This is a genomic window from Pseudomonas syringae pv. tomato str. DC3000, assembly GCF_000007805.1.
Lineage (GTDB): Bacteria > Pseudomonadota > Gammaproteobacteria > Pseudomonadales > Pseudomonadaceae > Aquipseudomonas > Aquipseudomonas avellanae.
Window position 1 is genome coordinate 5,362,641 of the sequence record NC_004578.1, and the last position, 13,932, is coordinate 5,376,572.

Sequence of the window (13,932 nt, forward strand, 5' to 3'; positions counted from 1 at the left end):
ACGTCCACGCCTAATGGCCTTAGGCTATTTTGCCTGCGACGGTAGGCGAAGAAGCGGGCCTGACGTGAGGATGATTTGGCCCGAAGGTCAGGACTTTCGGGGCTTGGCGTTGGCCGTCGCCTCAGCCACTAATGGATCTTCGGGCCAGTAGTGTCTTGGGTATCTGCCTTTAAGATCCTTCTTCACTTCCACGTAGGTGCTGCGCCAGAAATTGGCTAGATCTTGGGTGACCTGTACAGGCCTCCGCGCCGGCGACAAAAGATGCAACGTCAGGAGCTGTTTACCTTGGGCAATCCGAGGTGTATCTGACAGACCAAAAAGCTCCTGCAGCCTCACAGCCAAGATCGGAGGATGCTGCGAATAGTCGATTCGGATATTCGACCCAGACGGCACCTGGATGGTCAGAGGTGCCTGAGTCTCCAACTCCTGTGGAAGCGGCCAAGACAGAAGATTTATGACAATCGATGACAGATCCAGGTGGCTGAAGTGGCTGAGCCTCGTGACTTTGCCCAAGTACGGTGCGAGCCACTTTTCCAGCGTTTCTAGAAGGCTGGTATCGCTGAGATCAGGCCACTTGCTTTCTGCTTGGCCATTTTGGATATCCAGCTGACGCAGCATATCAACCCGCGCTTGCCACTGGCGCAACTCAGGGTTCCAAGGCAGAAGTTCGATGCCTTTGCGCCTCACCAGATTGACCAAGGCTAGCGAACGAGCTTGCTCATCAAGGCTTGGCAAAGGTGTTGCGGACAGTACCAACTGCCCCACCTTTAGCTGCCGCTCAGCCTTGAGTACCCCCTCCCTCTCGTCCCAGTCAACCTCATCGACTGACCCTACAAGGTCAGCCAGCTCGCCATCGAACAAAGCAGGATCGAGATCGCTCGCAAGGTAGACCCGCTCCTCGCGCTGCCCTTGCCGGCTACCCAGATCGGCCACTACTAGCCACTCATGTTTAGTGAGAGCATCAGGCTCTGAGAACACAGCAGCCCGCCCGTTGGAGAGACGGTAGTCAGAGGCATTCGCACGCCTCTGGAGACCGATTCGATCAGGGTAAGCGAATGCCAGTAGGCACCCTACCCACCTTAGGTGATCGGGCTCACTAACAGGGCTGGCGGCCCTCCCACGCAGCAGGGATCGATACTGCCGAGCAGACTGTTTTACCCGCTGGAAGGAACCACCACCTCGACGTGAGTAATGCTCGCCTGACAAGGCACTCAGCCTAGTGTGAAGATCGGCGCCTGCACCGCGCAGGATATCTTTCTCACCCAGCAACGCGGCAATGTTGCACGCAAGGTCATCCAGCCCCATCGCATTGCCCTTGATGAGAAGGTGAGCGATCCGTGGATGCGCTGGAAGCTCGCTCATGGCGGATCCGTGCGATGTGAGCTGGCCAGCAGCATCGAGTGCGCCTAGGCGCTTCAGCAGGTCTCTGGCCTGGGCGAAGGGAGCTGACGGAGGTTGGTCGAGCCAAGTCATTTCCTCTGGCTTCATTCCCCATCGGGCCAACTGAAGTGCCAAGGCTGAGAGATCCGCCTGCAGGATTTCAGGGGTGCTGTAGCCGGCTATTTGCTCGTGTTGCGTTTCCGACCATAGGCGATAGCACACACCTGGCTCCAAGCGCCCTGCTCGCCCCATACGCTGAGTAGCGCTGGCCTTCGAGATGCGCTGAGTGTCGAGGCGAGTCATACCACTGCGAGGATCGAATTTTGGTACTCGCTCAAGGCCGCTGTCCACGACCACTCTTACGCCTTCGATGGTCAAACTGGTCTCAGCAATGTTTGTGGCCAGAACGATCTTCCGCGAGCCAGTTGGTGCCGGATTTATCGCGGCGCGCTGGGCATTGAGATCAAGGTCTCCATACAGCGGGCATACGGTCACGTCTGAACGGTTGCTGAGTTGCTCTTCGAGAAAATCGGCTACTCGACGAATCTCTGCCTGCCCAGGAAGGAAAACCAGGATGCTTCCCTGCTGCTCATTGATGGCGGCTAAGCAGGTGTCCGTAACTCGCGCATCGATACGCTCACCCGGTTGATACGGGCTGCCCCAGATCGTGGAGACCGGATACATCCGGCCTTCACTGGTGATCACAGGAGCATTGTTCAAAACCTTAGAAAGACGAGCTCCCTCCAGCGTTGCGGACATCAGGAGCAGTTTCAGTGGTGGGTCATCACGTAGCAGGTCACGGCCACTCAGGCAAAGAGCCAGTGCAAGGTCAGAGTGCAGGTTGCGCAGGTGATACTCGTCGAAGATGACCACGCCAACACCATCCAGCGCAGGATCATCTTGGAGCCGGCGAGCCAGGATACCTTCCGTGACCACTTCAATCTTAGTGCGCGGCCCTACCTTGCTTTCAAGGCGAATGCGGTAGCCGACAATTTCCCCAACCTTCTCTCCCAATTCACTCGCCAAGCGTTCAGCAGCGGCCCGAGCGGCCAGTCGCCGAGGTTCGAGCATCAAGATCTTCTGGTCGCCAAGCCAAGATTCGTTCAGCAGCGCCAGAGGTACTCGAGTGGTCTTGCCCGCACCTGGAGGCGCTTCAAGGATCACTTCATTGCGGTTGACCAGCGCCTCTCGCAGGTCTGGCAAAACGAGGTCGATAGGCAGAGAAATCATCGGAGCTCCCAAATCAAGAGAGTAGTATACCCGGTGGATCGTAAGCGATCCACCAACCACACCTACCATCAGATGCGGCTTCCGTTTATCTTGGCATTTCCGGTGAGCAGTTCCACGGCAGCAACGCCTCATAGTCGGCCACCGACTGCGCAAGTGGCAACCTCTCCAGTACGTGGCGCAGCCACGTATAGGGCTCCTGGCCGTTGACCTTGGCGGTCTCGACCAAGCTATAGATCTGTGCACTGGCGGTGGCGCCTTTAGGCGTGTCGCTGAACAGCCAGGCTTTGCGCCCAATAACAAACGGCTTTATTGCGCGCTCTGCCGGGTTGTTGTCGATCGGTAAAAAGCCGGCTTCCACGTAACGCTTCAGCCGACTCCAGTTATTCGCCAGATAACCAACTGCCTTGCCCAGCACGCTTTTGTTCGGACTTTCGACCAAAAATACGGTCACGCAGCAGCTTGATCGTAAGCGATCCACCAACCACACCTACCATCAGATGCGGCTTCCGTTTATCTTGGCATTTCCGGTGAGCAGTTCCACGGCAGCAACGCCTCATAGTCGGCCACCGACTGCGCAAGTGGCAACCTCTCCAGTACGTGGCGCAGCCACGTATAGGGCTCCTGGCCGTTGACCTTGGCGGTCTCGACCAAGCTATAGATCTGTGCACTGGCGGTGGCGCCTTTAGGCGTGTCGCTGAACAGCCAGGCTTTGCGCCCAATAACAAACGGCTTTATTGCGCGCTCTGCCGGGTTGTTGTCGATCGGTAAAAAGCCGGCTTCCACGTAACGCTTCAGCCGACTCCAGTTATTCGCCAGATAACCAACTGCCTTGCCCAGCACGCTTTGCGGCGTCACGTGGGACTGAGTTTTATCCAGCCAGCTTTTCAACTGAGCCAAGATTGGCAGGCTTTTCTCCTGCCGACCGGTAAAGCGCTGTTCGTCGCTGCCGTCTTTCAATTCGCGCTCGATACCGTACAGCTTATTGATCATCGTCAGCGCGATATCGGCACGCCCGGTCTTGCCCTTAGGTTGCACTTTTTGTGCTTCGACAAATTTGCGCCGCGCATGGGCCATACACGCCAAGCGCTCCACGCCCGGTTGTAACGCCAGCGCGTTATAGCCCGCGTAATCATCAGTCATCACATAGCCGCGATAACTTTCCAGCAGCCGTAACGGTACGTCCTGCGCGCGGCTGGAAGTGTAGTCGAACAATACGACTTTATGATCTGGAGGCCCGCTGGCCTGTACCCACATCCAGGATTGGCTGGTCGGGTCTCGATCTGGTTCTTTCAGTACCTGAACGCGGGTTTCGTCACAGTGGATGACCGGGCTTTCCAGCAATCGATCACGCATCAGATTTAACAGCGGCTGCAAATGTTCGCCGCACTGGATAATCCAGCGGGCCAACGTTTGACGCGGGATTTCTATGCCATGTCGGCTTAGCACCGTTTCAAAACGATGCAGCGGCAAGCCGTCGACATACTTGGTGGTCAGCAGCATGGCCAACACGCTGGGGCTGGCCATGCTCTTTTCAATCAACTGCGCAGGCTTGCCGGCTGTGACCGGTGCCGACTCACAGCCACGACAGCCGTAGACTTTGCGGATGTGTTTGATCACCCGAATCTGCATCGGCACGATATCCAGTTGCTCGCTGGTTTCCTCGCTGACGACATGCTTGCGGCAACCGCAGGCACAGGTCAGTTCGTGTTCGGGCAGCTCGTGGATGACTTCAATGCGCGGCAGATCAGCCGACAGTGGCTTGCGCTTGCCACGGCGTGGCGCAGGAGCAACTACTTCCTCATCAGCATCGCCGACCGGGAGCATAGGCTCGCTTTCAGGTTCATTGAACAAGGCAAGTTGAGGGGTATTAGGCTCGACGGTTTGTTCGGACTTTCGACCAAAAATACGGTCACGCAGCAGCTTGATCTGCTCTTTGAGATCAACGATGTGAGTGGCGTAGGCGTCTTTAACTTCCTGTTCGCGCGAGCGTGCTTCGTAGCTCTCAAGCAGCATCTGTTTGAGCAATACGGGATCGTCAGGAAGGTTGTCGGGCAATGGTCGCATGCCCTGGATTATACCCGTCAGGCAACAAACCTTGGAGTCAAAATCTTATGAGGACGGTTGCGCCACAGATCAAATCCATCCAGCAGCCAATTCAATTCCTGAACCGTCAGCACAATGGCTTCGTCGACATCATCTGGCGAGATTTTGAAACGCTCGGACTCGAGACGCTTGAGCCAAAGGCAGAAGCCGTTACGCTCCCAATACAAAATCTTCACTCGATTCCGGGATTTGTTGAGAAAGACAAAGAGCACCGGATCAAAGACCGCCACTTTAATATCCAACTCGACCAAAGCAGCTAAGCCATCGATGGATTTTCTGAAATCCACGGGTTTGGGATAGAGGTAGACTTTCTCGACTTTGGCGTCGGGTCGCATCATGGTGCTGGCTCCTGAAAGAAAACGGGAGCACAGCATCAGGCGTCAGCCAGTGGCTTGAAATGTGGGGTTCGTGGATCGGATACGATCAAATCCATCCAGCAGCCAATTCAATTCCTGAACCGTCAGCACAATGGCTTCGTCGACATCATCTGGCGAGATTTTGAAACGCTCGGACTCGAGACGCTTGAGCCAAAGGCAGAAGCCGTTACGCTCCCAATACAAAATCTTCACTCGATTCCGGGATTTGTTGAGAAAGACAAAGAGCACCGGATCAAAGACCGCCACTTTAATATCCAACTCGACCAAAGCAGCTAAGCCATCGATGGATTTTCTGAAATCCACGGGTTTGGGATAGAGGTAGACTTTCTCGACTTTGGCGTCGGGTCGCATCATGGTGCTGGCTCCTGAAAGAAAACGGGAGCACAGCATCAGGCGTCAGCCAGTGGCTTGAAATGTGGGGTTCGTGGATCGGATACGACCAAAGCAGCTAAGCCATCGATGGATTTTCTGAAATCCACGGGTTTGGGATAGAGGTAGACTTTCTCGACTTTGGCGTCGGGTCGCATCATGGTGCTGGCTCCTGAAAGAAAACGGGAGCACAGCATCAGGCGTCAGCCAGTGGCTTGAAATGTGGGGTTCGTGGATCGGATACGGTGGATCTGAATTAGCAGTTCGGTCTTGAGGTAAATAAAACGGGAAAATCATGAACCAATATCAGGCGACGCCTGACATATAGCTTCGGCACGAGAAAGCGGAACATGGGGCTATTGGCACATCCTTGCCTCTGCAAAGAAGAGGCGCACACCACTTCATCAATGAGGCTACTTTCGTATTTGAGTGACATTCAGCTTAGCAATATTATTAAGGCTCTTCAGTTGTTCTTCGAGGTAACGCACGCGTTCCACTAGCTGAATGTTCTGCGTCATGACTTGATAAAGCTGGCCTTTCACAACTTCGAGCTCGGCATGAGCCTTCGTTGCCTTATCATTAGCTCGTTTTATTTGTAACGCTTTAGAAGAGCTGACTGTACCGAAACTGTTGCGATACGCTTCAACCTCTGCAATTAACTGCTTATGATTATTGCGGTCTTTTTTCAGATAGCCACGATCAAAGCCCGCCTCGAAACTCACAATACCTGCAGTAATTCTTGTAGGATCCAATCCCATATGGGCTGCAACTCGAGGTTGACCGAGCTTTAGTCTCTCGAAAGCCTCCCTGCAAGCATTTAATCCAGTACCGGCCATACGCTATACCTCAACAACCGCAATGAATTTCTGGTGGAATTTTTTTAAGCTTGTCAACTCGGCCTCAACAACCTGGTACTCGCCTGAACCAGGCTCATATAGCAACAGATCCGCCTCGCTGTCACCGATGGCCTCTTCCAGCTTATCTCGTTCAATGATGCCATCTGCACAAGACAAGCATGATGTAATATCCCCCAAAAGATAGGAGTCGCACTTTCCAGGGTATGTACAGGCACCCAGCAAGGTAACTTTAAAAGAGATCCTGCCATCTAATGCTTGGTTTTCCGTCTTCTTCCTCAGAGTAGCAATATGAATACCACTCTCATGCATCTTTTTGCGCTGAGTGGAAATGTAGCTTCCAGTTCCCCCAAAAAGTTGCGCACCGTCTCCAAACGCGTGAGAAAGAAGATCATATGCGATATTTAAAGGCATGCCAATTTGATATTCGAAAAGCACATGATGCTTAGGCAGTACAAAGTCACCTACCTCCTCATCGTAGTACCCAAAAATAGTTTTGAGCCTTGAGAAGTTATTCGCATAATAGCGCGTCATTTGAACAGAAAGATGCTTGAACTGCTTTCGAAGAGTGGGGAGAGAGATAAATCCACTATTACTTCCATAAAAAGCCAGCGACCGGCGAAACTGATGACTTGTAAATGACCATGGCGAACCAATACTGAAACCTGCCGCGCTTAAGAAATCTCGGAGAGGGTCGGTAGCCTGCAACTCCTGAAAGTCAGACTCTGTGATTACTAGCTGATTCAAAAGAAACTTCGGCTTCGACACGTCGTTCCATGTCGGCACGCCTACTTTCGTTTCACGCCTATTAATAATCGCTGGATTGAGGAAAAGAGGCATATCCTCTGGGCGAACTCCGAATAAATTGGAGATCGCTCGACAAATGGAGCGAGCAATTTCAACTGCACGTACAACCTCATCCGTAGCCAACCAAGACGAGGACTTACGATATCCAGTGAATTTAGTCGTACTCGAAAGCACCTTCACGATTTTCGGTTTATCTCGACTCACTCCATCCTCATCAAGAGTCGCAGCAACAACCTCCTCGACGTCGATACAGTTGTAGGGCAGAAGCATTACTTCCTGGTCACGCATACCTGTGTAGATATGAATGACCGTCTTAAGAATCCATTGCACTTTTAGAATAGCCGAAGACAATACACCTCGACCAGCGCAATTCAAATCTCCGGTGAAAATCTTATCAAGCTTATGTAGTCGCAAAGCCTGATCAAATTCCGGCTCGACTACATCCGGCCCTCCGAACATAGTTTTCTGATGGGCTTCTGTATATCCGTAATATGGACTTATGAAGCAATCTAGGAAATGCTCAATAGCTTTCCTCTTTGGATAAATGAAATCCATCCAATCGCCAACAGAATTAATTACCCCGAGATATATCTTTGTCGGAATTACTGGATGCTGATGCTGAACTTCTGCGACAGCGCAAAAGTCAATATTAAAGACGCCATGCAGCTTATAGCCTAGACGCTCTTCGCCAATGGCGACCATATGCGAAATAAGGGACTTAGTGAGCCTTCGCTGAGTACTCCCTATATTCTCCCTAGCCATCCATTTACTATAGGCATTAAGATAGGCCGGATTAGAAAATAACTGCTGGAGACTTATGACACCTACCAGCGGATTGGCTTCTTGATCCCAGCAATAGCGCGCAGCTGTTCGTAAAGTCAAAAAATATTGGCCTAGCATCCCCGCGCTCATCCTTCCTAGATGTCCGGTCTGAACATAGAAAAACAAGCAAAACAAGAGATACCTCACTTCCTTTACAAGACAACTCTGGCCAGAGTCATACTTTTTGAAAATGCTATTAAACCCGATCATGGCGATGCGATTTGCCTTGAGCCTTATGGGATTAAGATCCCACTTCGCTCCGCCGTAACATGCTGTAACTTCACCATCGACATTGCGACAAATGACGAAATCAGCCGAAGGCCTCCAAGTTGGATCAACAGGAATTGAACCCGCTGCGTCGAATGGCTGAGTTTCATTAACGACACCTTCATAGAAGTCAACCATCAGATATAAATCCCCATCTTTTCATAACGCTGCAGCCGCCTTTCCCAAAAAGGCGTGAGGATTCCCAACCTGAAAACTTTTTTCCGCATAGTACCAACTAGACTTGCTATTTCAGGAGAGCGTTTGCAAACAGCTTCTAAAATAAAATCAATGCGAATAACTACATCCTTGAAGAACTCTTCAGAAAACTCAAAGTCGGGAGCATTGGCCCTCACGCCCTCAATTACGTACTGAAAGCTCAGAAGCTTATGAATATCCAACTTATCGGAATGAACAACATAGTGAACACAAAATAAACAACCATATTGGGTTTTGCAATCTGGTTCAATCGCAACTACCGAAACATCTTTCTCGGGACTATCAATTGAATCACAGTGTCCTACCGCAATAGAAACACCTGGAGCGTGCTCTGAATCTTTAATCCGCGCAGCGGCCTTCTTAATGGCGGCCCAGTATTTGCCGAACTCCGCCCTTGAATTAGCGCTCGTAGTTCCCGCATAAGACTGAACATTAGTTCGCGAACTATGATTCATAACCGCACCCACCAAAAGCGGCGAATGCTTCAACTGATGAAGCGTAAGACTTTTAAACTTACGAACCAACACCGGCGGGATATTTTTTGTGCCTTCCGGCACGAACACCCCTTCAATACGCTTAAAAAACGTGGACGAAAAGTTTTCCTCTAACGGCCTAGGTTCTTTTGGAATATACTGCCATCCGAGCAACTGAAAAAAAAGTAACTCACTCTTACGACCGTTTAAAAACCACTCCCGAAACCTGAGATACTCGCGCAAGATTTGAATACCAGGCCCACGCCCGACCGTATAGGTGACATTCAAGCCTTTCGCTCTTAGCTTCACTGCCGACAGTTCGTTTTTCAACGGAGACTTCACAAGCTCGACTGCATCATCATGCAGAAACTGAATAAACTCACTTGAGTTAGCACCAACCACGCAGTTCAGCAAACAGGCGTAGGCTTTCATGGCCATGGTTGCGATTCGCAACCGGAAGGGATGATATAAATCAGCATTAACCTCGACCATCAGGTTTTGAGCACGTTCCACAGCCTTTTTAAGTTCACCCAAGGAAAGATTAGGAAACGTACTCTTCAATTCTTCAGTGGAAAAAATACGCCCATCTTCGTAGTTATACGCCTGATACTCATGCTTTCCCTTAGTGTGAGGTGTAATAGGCTTTCCATTGCCAGGAAAAAGATGAGCATGATATTCATTAGTTTGAAATTTAAATGGGAAGGGGGCTCCGTCAACCAAAAACCTTGAGAACTGAAAGGCAATATTCAAGGTGATATCTATGTACTTTTTTACATCCCCATCTTCAGGCGGCGTCAGCCCATCGCGCCTCGTCTTAATAGGAGGAACACTAGAAATAATATTTTTACTGGCTTCTGGAAACTGAAGTTGGAGGATACGCCTTAAAATTCCTTGGCGAAGCTGTGCCGTAAGTGGCGCCATACCGTTGGGTTTAAGAATTTCCTGAAACAGGAAATTCGAATATTCTACGTAAGCTGCTCGAGCGGCAGCAGGATTACAGAACACCGCAGAATGGCCATTTTCATCACACCAGTTAACAGCACGATCAAGATACTTGAAATCTGTCTCAATCGACTTGTGGGATGAGTTCGAAACATAATGTTTTTCCAAAAAAGCCAAAAGCATCTTACGTCGACTCGGAACCACTGATTTCACATCAACCAAATACTTTCTAGGCTTATCCGTCTTTGCGCGGACAGAATACACATAAATCCCAACATCGAGCGGACTTACTCTATGATCGAGATTGAGGGCCATCAGTTCCGGGTGAAGAATCTCTCGTTGATCGGCAATTTCAGGAAGTCGAACAACATGAAGTTTACGTACCTGTGAAGCATCAAGCATTATCATCAACCAAAATCAAATCGCTATAGGACGACATTTTGAATAGTACACCCTCATAATCTTCCTGGGCGCGAATCTTATCAGGCGTCATTTTGAAGAGCTTTAAGTAGTTTTCAGTGGTCTCGCGGCGCTCATGATGCATGCGTGACTGAATGATGGAGATATCCTCTCCAGACAGCAGATGCCCATCCTTCAAGAGAGGAATCAAGTGCTGATAAAGTTGATAAGCAAACGTTGCGCGAAGCCAGTGGTAAGTAAAACCTCGGGGAAAACTGGACGACACAGAGCGTTTTATTTTCTTCTTAAGAGTATCGGCTACGGCACCTAGCGGCCTAGTCTTAATGAATGGAAAACGCGGGTCATTTGAAGCCATATAATAACAGTTAGCCTGCTCCGACAAAAACACGTACATGTCTTCGTCTGGAATACTTTTAAGATGAGGATAATCTGTTGCATAGTTCAACTGAAAGCGTTTCCTGCGGTTTTTTGCATAGGCGCTTCTAACATATGTTAGCAAGTCTTCGGCTAGTTGCTCCGGGACATGTAGGGTCTGAGGCTTGTTGCCTTTAGTATCAATCCCTGTCCTAGGCCCAGCCTTCAACAGGTACGTACCCTTAGGGGTACGCAAGCCCTGCATCAACGCCTCAACGTGTTTTACTCGAAGCGTTAGAACAGTTTGTTTTCGTGACCCGGTCAGCAAGGGCAACAGGATAATGAGACGCTCTTGCGCATCCCACCCCCCCGAATCGAAAAGGGATAGCAAATCTGAAAGTTCCGGATTCGTCAATGGCCTTAGGCATTCACCTTCGTCGTCCACCAACCCAATCGGCACCACCTTACCTTTGTTAGTCTTCTGCGTTTGACTTCTTTTCTCTACGGTGATTTGCCGGGTGAACCCATATTTATTTTCTATAGCTACCTTTATCTCGCGAACCGAATCAACCCTGGCAATATCAATAGGGTGCCAATGCATTGAAACAAATTTATAAAACTGATAAACAACACTAGTATACTGATTGGCCACAGCAGGCCCACGCTCTAGGAGCTGGAATAAATACAGATGATACTTATACGTCGGTCTATGAACTATTCGTCGCCCGGAGAAGTCCATCCAATGGATATTATTATTCTCAGTAAATATTAAATAGTCGAGTAACCGACTAGCCTTTCGTCTTGCTTCGTCTGCTGGACGACTGCTTACATGTTTGTTTTTTACAAGACTGAGAAGAAAAGAATTTGCTTCTTTCCAAGGTTCTCCATTGCGATGAAATAAAAAAGGCATGTTGAAGATGGCTCTATCTGCAGTATCGCCAATTGCCTCGTTTACCTGAAAGCCGTTTATTTGCCTGCCAACACCAAAAATGGTTACAGGGATTGAACCCTCAGGTGTATCGCCAAAGCAAAGATCAGCAAAAGCATCGATTACTTGGGGGATGAGAACTAAACGCCCTTCATGATCTGTGTTTTCGTAAGCAGCCACTGAATACCCAATTCGCTAGAACGTCAATGATAAACGTTAGGCAATATTTTTCCAACAAAAATGTCAATACTCCAACGTTTCACGCATATGCCAATTGATGAACGTTGCGTGATAGCTTCGGATAGCGCCCCTTCAAATCCTTCTTCACCTCAATGTAAGTCGACCGCCAGAAGTTAGCCAGGTCCTGCGTAACCTGCACCGGACGACGCGCCGGGGACAGCAAGTGCAGTTTCAGCACCTGCCGCCCATTGGCAATGCGCGGGGTATCAGATAATCCAAACAGCTCTTGCAGCCGCACAGACAGAATCGGCGGCTGTTCGCTGTAGTCGATGCGGATGTTCGAGCCAGAGGGCACCTGGATGGTCTGCGGGGCCTGTGCTTCCAGTTGTTGCGGCAGAGGCCACGGCAGGAGGTTGCGCAGGATGGATGACAGGTCGAGTTGGCTGAAATGACTGAGCCGGGTGACTTTACCCAGGTAGGGCATCAGCCAGTTTTCGAGTGTCGCCAGCAGTTGCGCGTCGCTCAGGTCGGGCCATTCGCTGGTTGCGCTTTTGTCGATATCGAGGCTGCGCAACAGCGCGACACGCGCTTGCCACTGGCGCAGTTCCGGCGTCCACGGCAGCAGTTCCAGGCCTTTACGACGCACCAGTGCGAGCAGCGCCTGGCTGCGGGCTGCGTCGTCGAGGCCAGTAAGTGGTTCGCGGCTGATGATCAGCTCGCCCGCTTTGCGCTGTCGCTCGGCGCGGAACACGCCTTCGCGTTCGTCCCAGTCGATCTGGTCCACGGTGATGACCTGCTCGGCCAGCACGGACTCGAACAGCGCCGGATCGAAATCGGTGGCAAGGTAGATGCGTTCTTCGCGCTGGCCCTGGCGACTGCCCAAATCTGCGATGACCAGCCACGGCTGTTTCATCAGTGCGTCGGCCTCGGCAAACAGTGCCGCACGACCGTTAGCCAAGCGATATTCACCACCGCCGGGGCGACGTTGTTGTGCCACGCGATCCGGGTAGGCCAGCGCCAGCAGAGCGCCCAGCCAGCGTGAATGATCGGGATCGCTGACCGGGCTTTTCGCAGTGCCGCGCAGGTATCCGCGATATTGCCGTGCCAGCTGTTTAGCCCGCTGCACGCCGCCCTGTGCGCCACGCGCAGCACGCTCGGTGCCCGCCAGCAAGGTCAGGCGGCTGTGCAGGTCCGCGCCGCCACCGCGCAGGATGTCGTGTTCGCCCAACAGCGCAGCCACGTCACAGGCCAGTTCGCCCAGACCCAAGGCATGGCCGCGCAATAGCAAATGAGCGATACGTGGATGGGCAGGCAACTCGGCCATCGCCTGACCGTGGGGCGTCAGGGCTGGCGGCTGACCTGGCTGATTACTCAGCGCCTCAAGCCGCACCAGCAGGTCCTGCGCCTGTGCATAAGCTGCTGCGGGCGGCACGTCGAGCCAGACCAGTTGCGCAGGCGTAACCCCCCAGCGCGCCAGTTGCAGTGCGAGCCCGGCGAGGTCCGCCTGAAGAATTTCTGCCGCGCCATAAGCGGCCAGTTGATCGTGTTGCGCCTCGGACCACAGCCGGTAACACACGCCTGGCTCCAGCCGCCCTGCCCGTCCGGCGCGCTGAGTGGCGCTGGCGCGGGAGATGCGCTGGGTCTCAAGCCGCGTCATGCCGCTGCCTGGATCGAAACGCGGCACTCGCGCCAGCCCGGCATCAATCACCACACGCACGCCGTCGATGGTCAGGCTGGTTTCCGCGATATTGGTCGCCAGCACCACCTTGCGCGTGCCCTTGGGCGCCGGTTCGATGGCCGCACGCTGCGCACTGAGGTCCAGTTCGCCATGCAACGGGCAGAGCAGAATATCGGCGCGCTCGCCCAGCGCTTCCACCAGATGCTGGTTGACCCGACGAATCTCGGCCTGCCCCGGCAGAAAGACCAGCAGGCTGCCGGACTCGCTGCCCAGCGCATCCAGCACCGTCTGCACGACTCGCGGTTCGACAAACTCACCGGGCTGAAAAGGACGCCCCCACTGCATCGTCACCGGAAACATCCGCCCGTCGCTGCGTACCACTGGTGCATCGTCCAGCAACGCTGCCAGTCGCTCGCCTTCCAGCGTTGCCGACATCAGCAGAATCTTCAGCGGCTGGTCGTCACGAAACAACTCGCGACCATTGAGGCTCAGGGCCAGCGCCAGATCAGCGTCCAGACTGCGCTCAACAATT

At 52.2% G+C, this 13,932-nt stretch carries 9 protein-coding genes and 2 pseudogenes; all 11 read right to left on the reverse strand.

The window, feature by feature from the left end:
* Positions 1-87: 87 nt before the first annotated feature.
* On the reverse strand, positions 88-2,610 hold the full coding sequence (gene hrpB / locus PSPTO_RS24480) for an ATP-dependent helicase HrpB (RefSeq protein WP_011105140.1): 2,523 nt from the start codon (positions 2,608-2,610) through the stop codon (positions 88-90).
* Positions 2,611-2,695: 85 nt separating this feature from the next.
* Positions 2,696-3,031: pseudogene (locus PSPTO_RS24485) on the reverse strand (transposase); the annotation flags it as partial.
* Positions 3,032-3,120: 89 nt separating this feature from the next.
* Positions 3,121-4,674, reverse strand: coding sequence for an IS66-like element ISPsy5 family transposase (locus PSPTO_RS24490; protein WP_003409202.1), 1,554 nt, complete (start codon positions 4,672-4,674; stop codon positions 3,121-3,123).
* 17 nt (positions 4,675-4,691) lie between these two features.
* Positions 4,692-5,051 carry an IS66 family insertion sequence element accessory protein TnpB gene (gene tnpB, locus PSPTO_RS24495; protein WP_003409203.1) on the reverse strand — a complete coding sequence of 120 codons (360 nt, stop codon included), beginning with the start codon at positions 5,049-5,051 and terminating at the stop codon, positions 4,692-4,694.
* 42 nt (positions 5,052-5,093) lie between these two features.
* Positions 5,094-5,444: an IS66 family insertion sequence element accessory protein TnpB gene (gene tnpB / locus PSPTO_RS24500; RefSeq protein ID WP_226992659.1), complete on the reverse strand. Its 351-nt coding sequence runs from the start codon at positions 5,442-5,444 to the stop codon at positions 5,094-5,096.
* A gap of 35 nt (positions 5,445-5,479) precedes the next feature.
* A complete protein-coding gene (tnpB, locus tag PSPTO_RS30390) occupies positions 5,480-5,620 on the reverse strand; it encodes an IS66 family insertion sequence element accessory protein TnpB (protein WP_226992660.1) in 141 nt (46 codons plus the stop codon).
* Positions 5,621-5,872: 252 nt separating this feature from the next.
* A complete protein-coding gene (locus PSPTO_RS24510; protein WP_005888823.1) occupies positions 5,873-6,295 on the reverse strand; it encodes a hypothetical protein in 423 nt (140 codons plus the stop codon).
* 3 nt (positions 6,296-6,298) lie between these two features.
* On the reverse strand, positions 6,299-8,347 hold the full coding sequence (locus PSPTO_RS24515) for an integrase (protein ID WP_011105141.1): 2,049 nt from the start codon (positions 8,345-8,347) through the stop codon (positions 6,299-6,301).
* On the reverse strand, positions 8,347-10,242 hold the full coding sequence (locus PSPTO_RS24520) for a hypothetical protein (protein WP_057443144.1): 1,896 nt from the start codon (positions 10,240-10,242) through the stop codon (positions 8,347-8,349). Before PSPTO_RS24520 ends, PSPTO_RS24515 begins: the two co-directional genes overlap by 1 nt.
* The gene (locus PSPTO_RS24525; protein WP_011105143.1) at positions 10,235-11,722 is read right to left on the reverse strand and encodes a site-specific integrase; all 1,488 of its coding nucleotides are present in this window, start codon (positions 11,720-11,722) and stop codon (positions 10,235-10,237) included. Before PSPTO_RS24525 ends, PSPTO_RS24520 begins: the two co-directional genes overlap by 8 nt.
* Before the next feature lie 79 nt (positions 11,723-11,801).
* Positions 11,802-13,925: pseudogene (gene hrpB, locus PSPTO_RS24530) on the reverse strand (ATP-dependent helicase HrpB); the annotation flags it as partial.
* Positions 13,926-13,932 lie beyond the last annotated feature (7 nt).

Excerpts from the sequence above, each read along its gene's own strand:
- PSPTO_RS24515 (WP_011105141.1), bottom strand. The coding sequence starts at position 8,347 with ATGGTTGACTTCTATGAAGGTGTCGTTAATGAAACTCAGCCATTCGAC.
- hrpB (WP_011105140.1), bottom strand. The coding sequence starts at position 2,610 with ATGATTTCTCTGCCTATCGACCTCGTTTTGCCAGACCTGCGAGAGGCG.
- PSPTO_RS24510 (WP_005888823.1), bottom strand. The coding sequence starts at position 6,295 with ATGGCCGGTACTGGATTAAATGCTTGCAGGGAGGCTTTCGAGAGACTA.
- PSPTO_RS24490 (WP_003409202.1), bottom strand. The coding sequence starts at position 4,674 with ATGCGACCATTGCCCGACAACCTTCCTGACGATCCCGTATTGCTCAAA.
- tnpB (WP_003409203.1), bottom strand. The coding sequence starts at position 5,051 with ATGATGCGACCCGACGCCAAAGTCGAGAAAGTCTACCTCTATCCCAAA.
- PSPTO_RS24520 (WP_057443144.1), bottom strand. The coding sequence starts at position 10,242 with ATGCTTGATGCTTCACAGGTACGTAAACTTCATGTTGTTCGACTTCCT.
- tnpB (WP_226992659.1), bottom strand. The coding sequence starts at position 5,444 with ATGATGCGACCCGACGCCAAAGTCGAGAAAGTCTACCTCTATCCCAAA.
- tnpB (WP_226992660.1), bottom strand. The coding sequence starts at position 5,620 with ATGATGCGACCCGACGCCAAAGTCGAGAAAGTCTACCTCTATCCCAAA.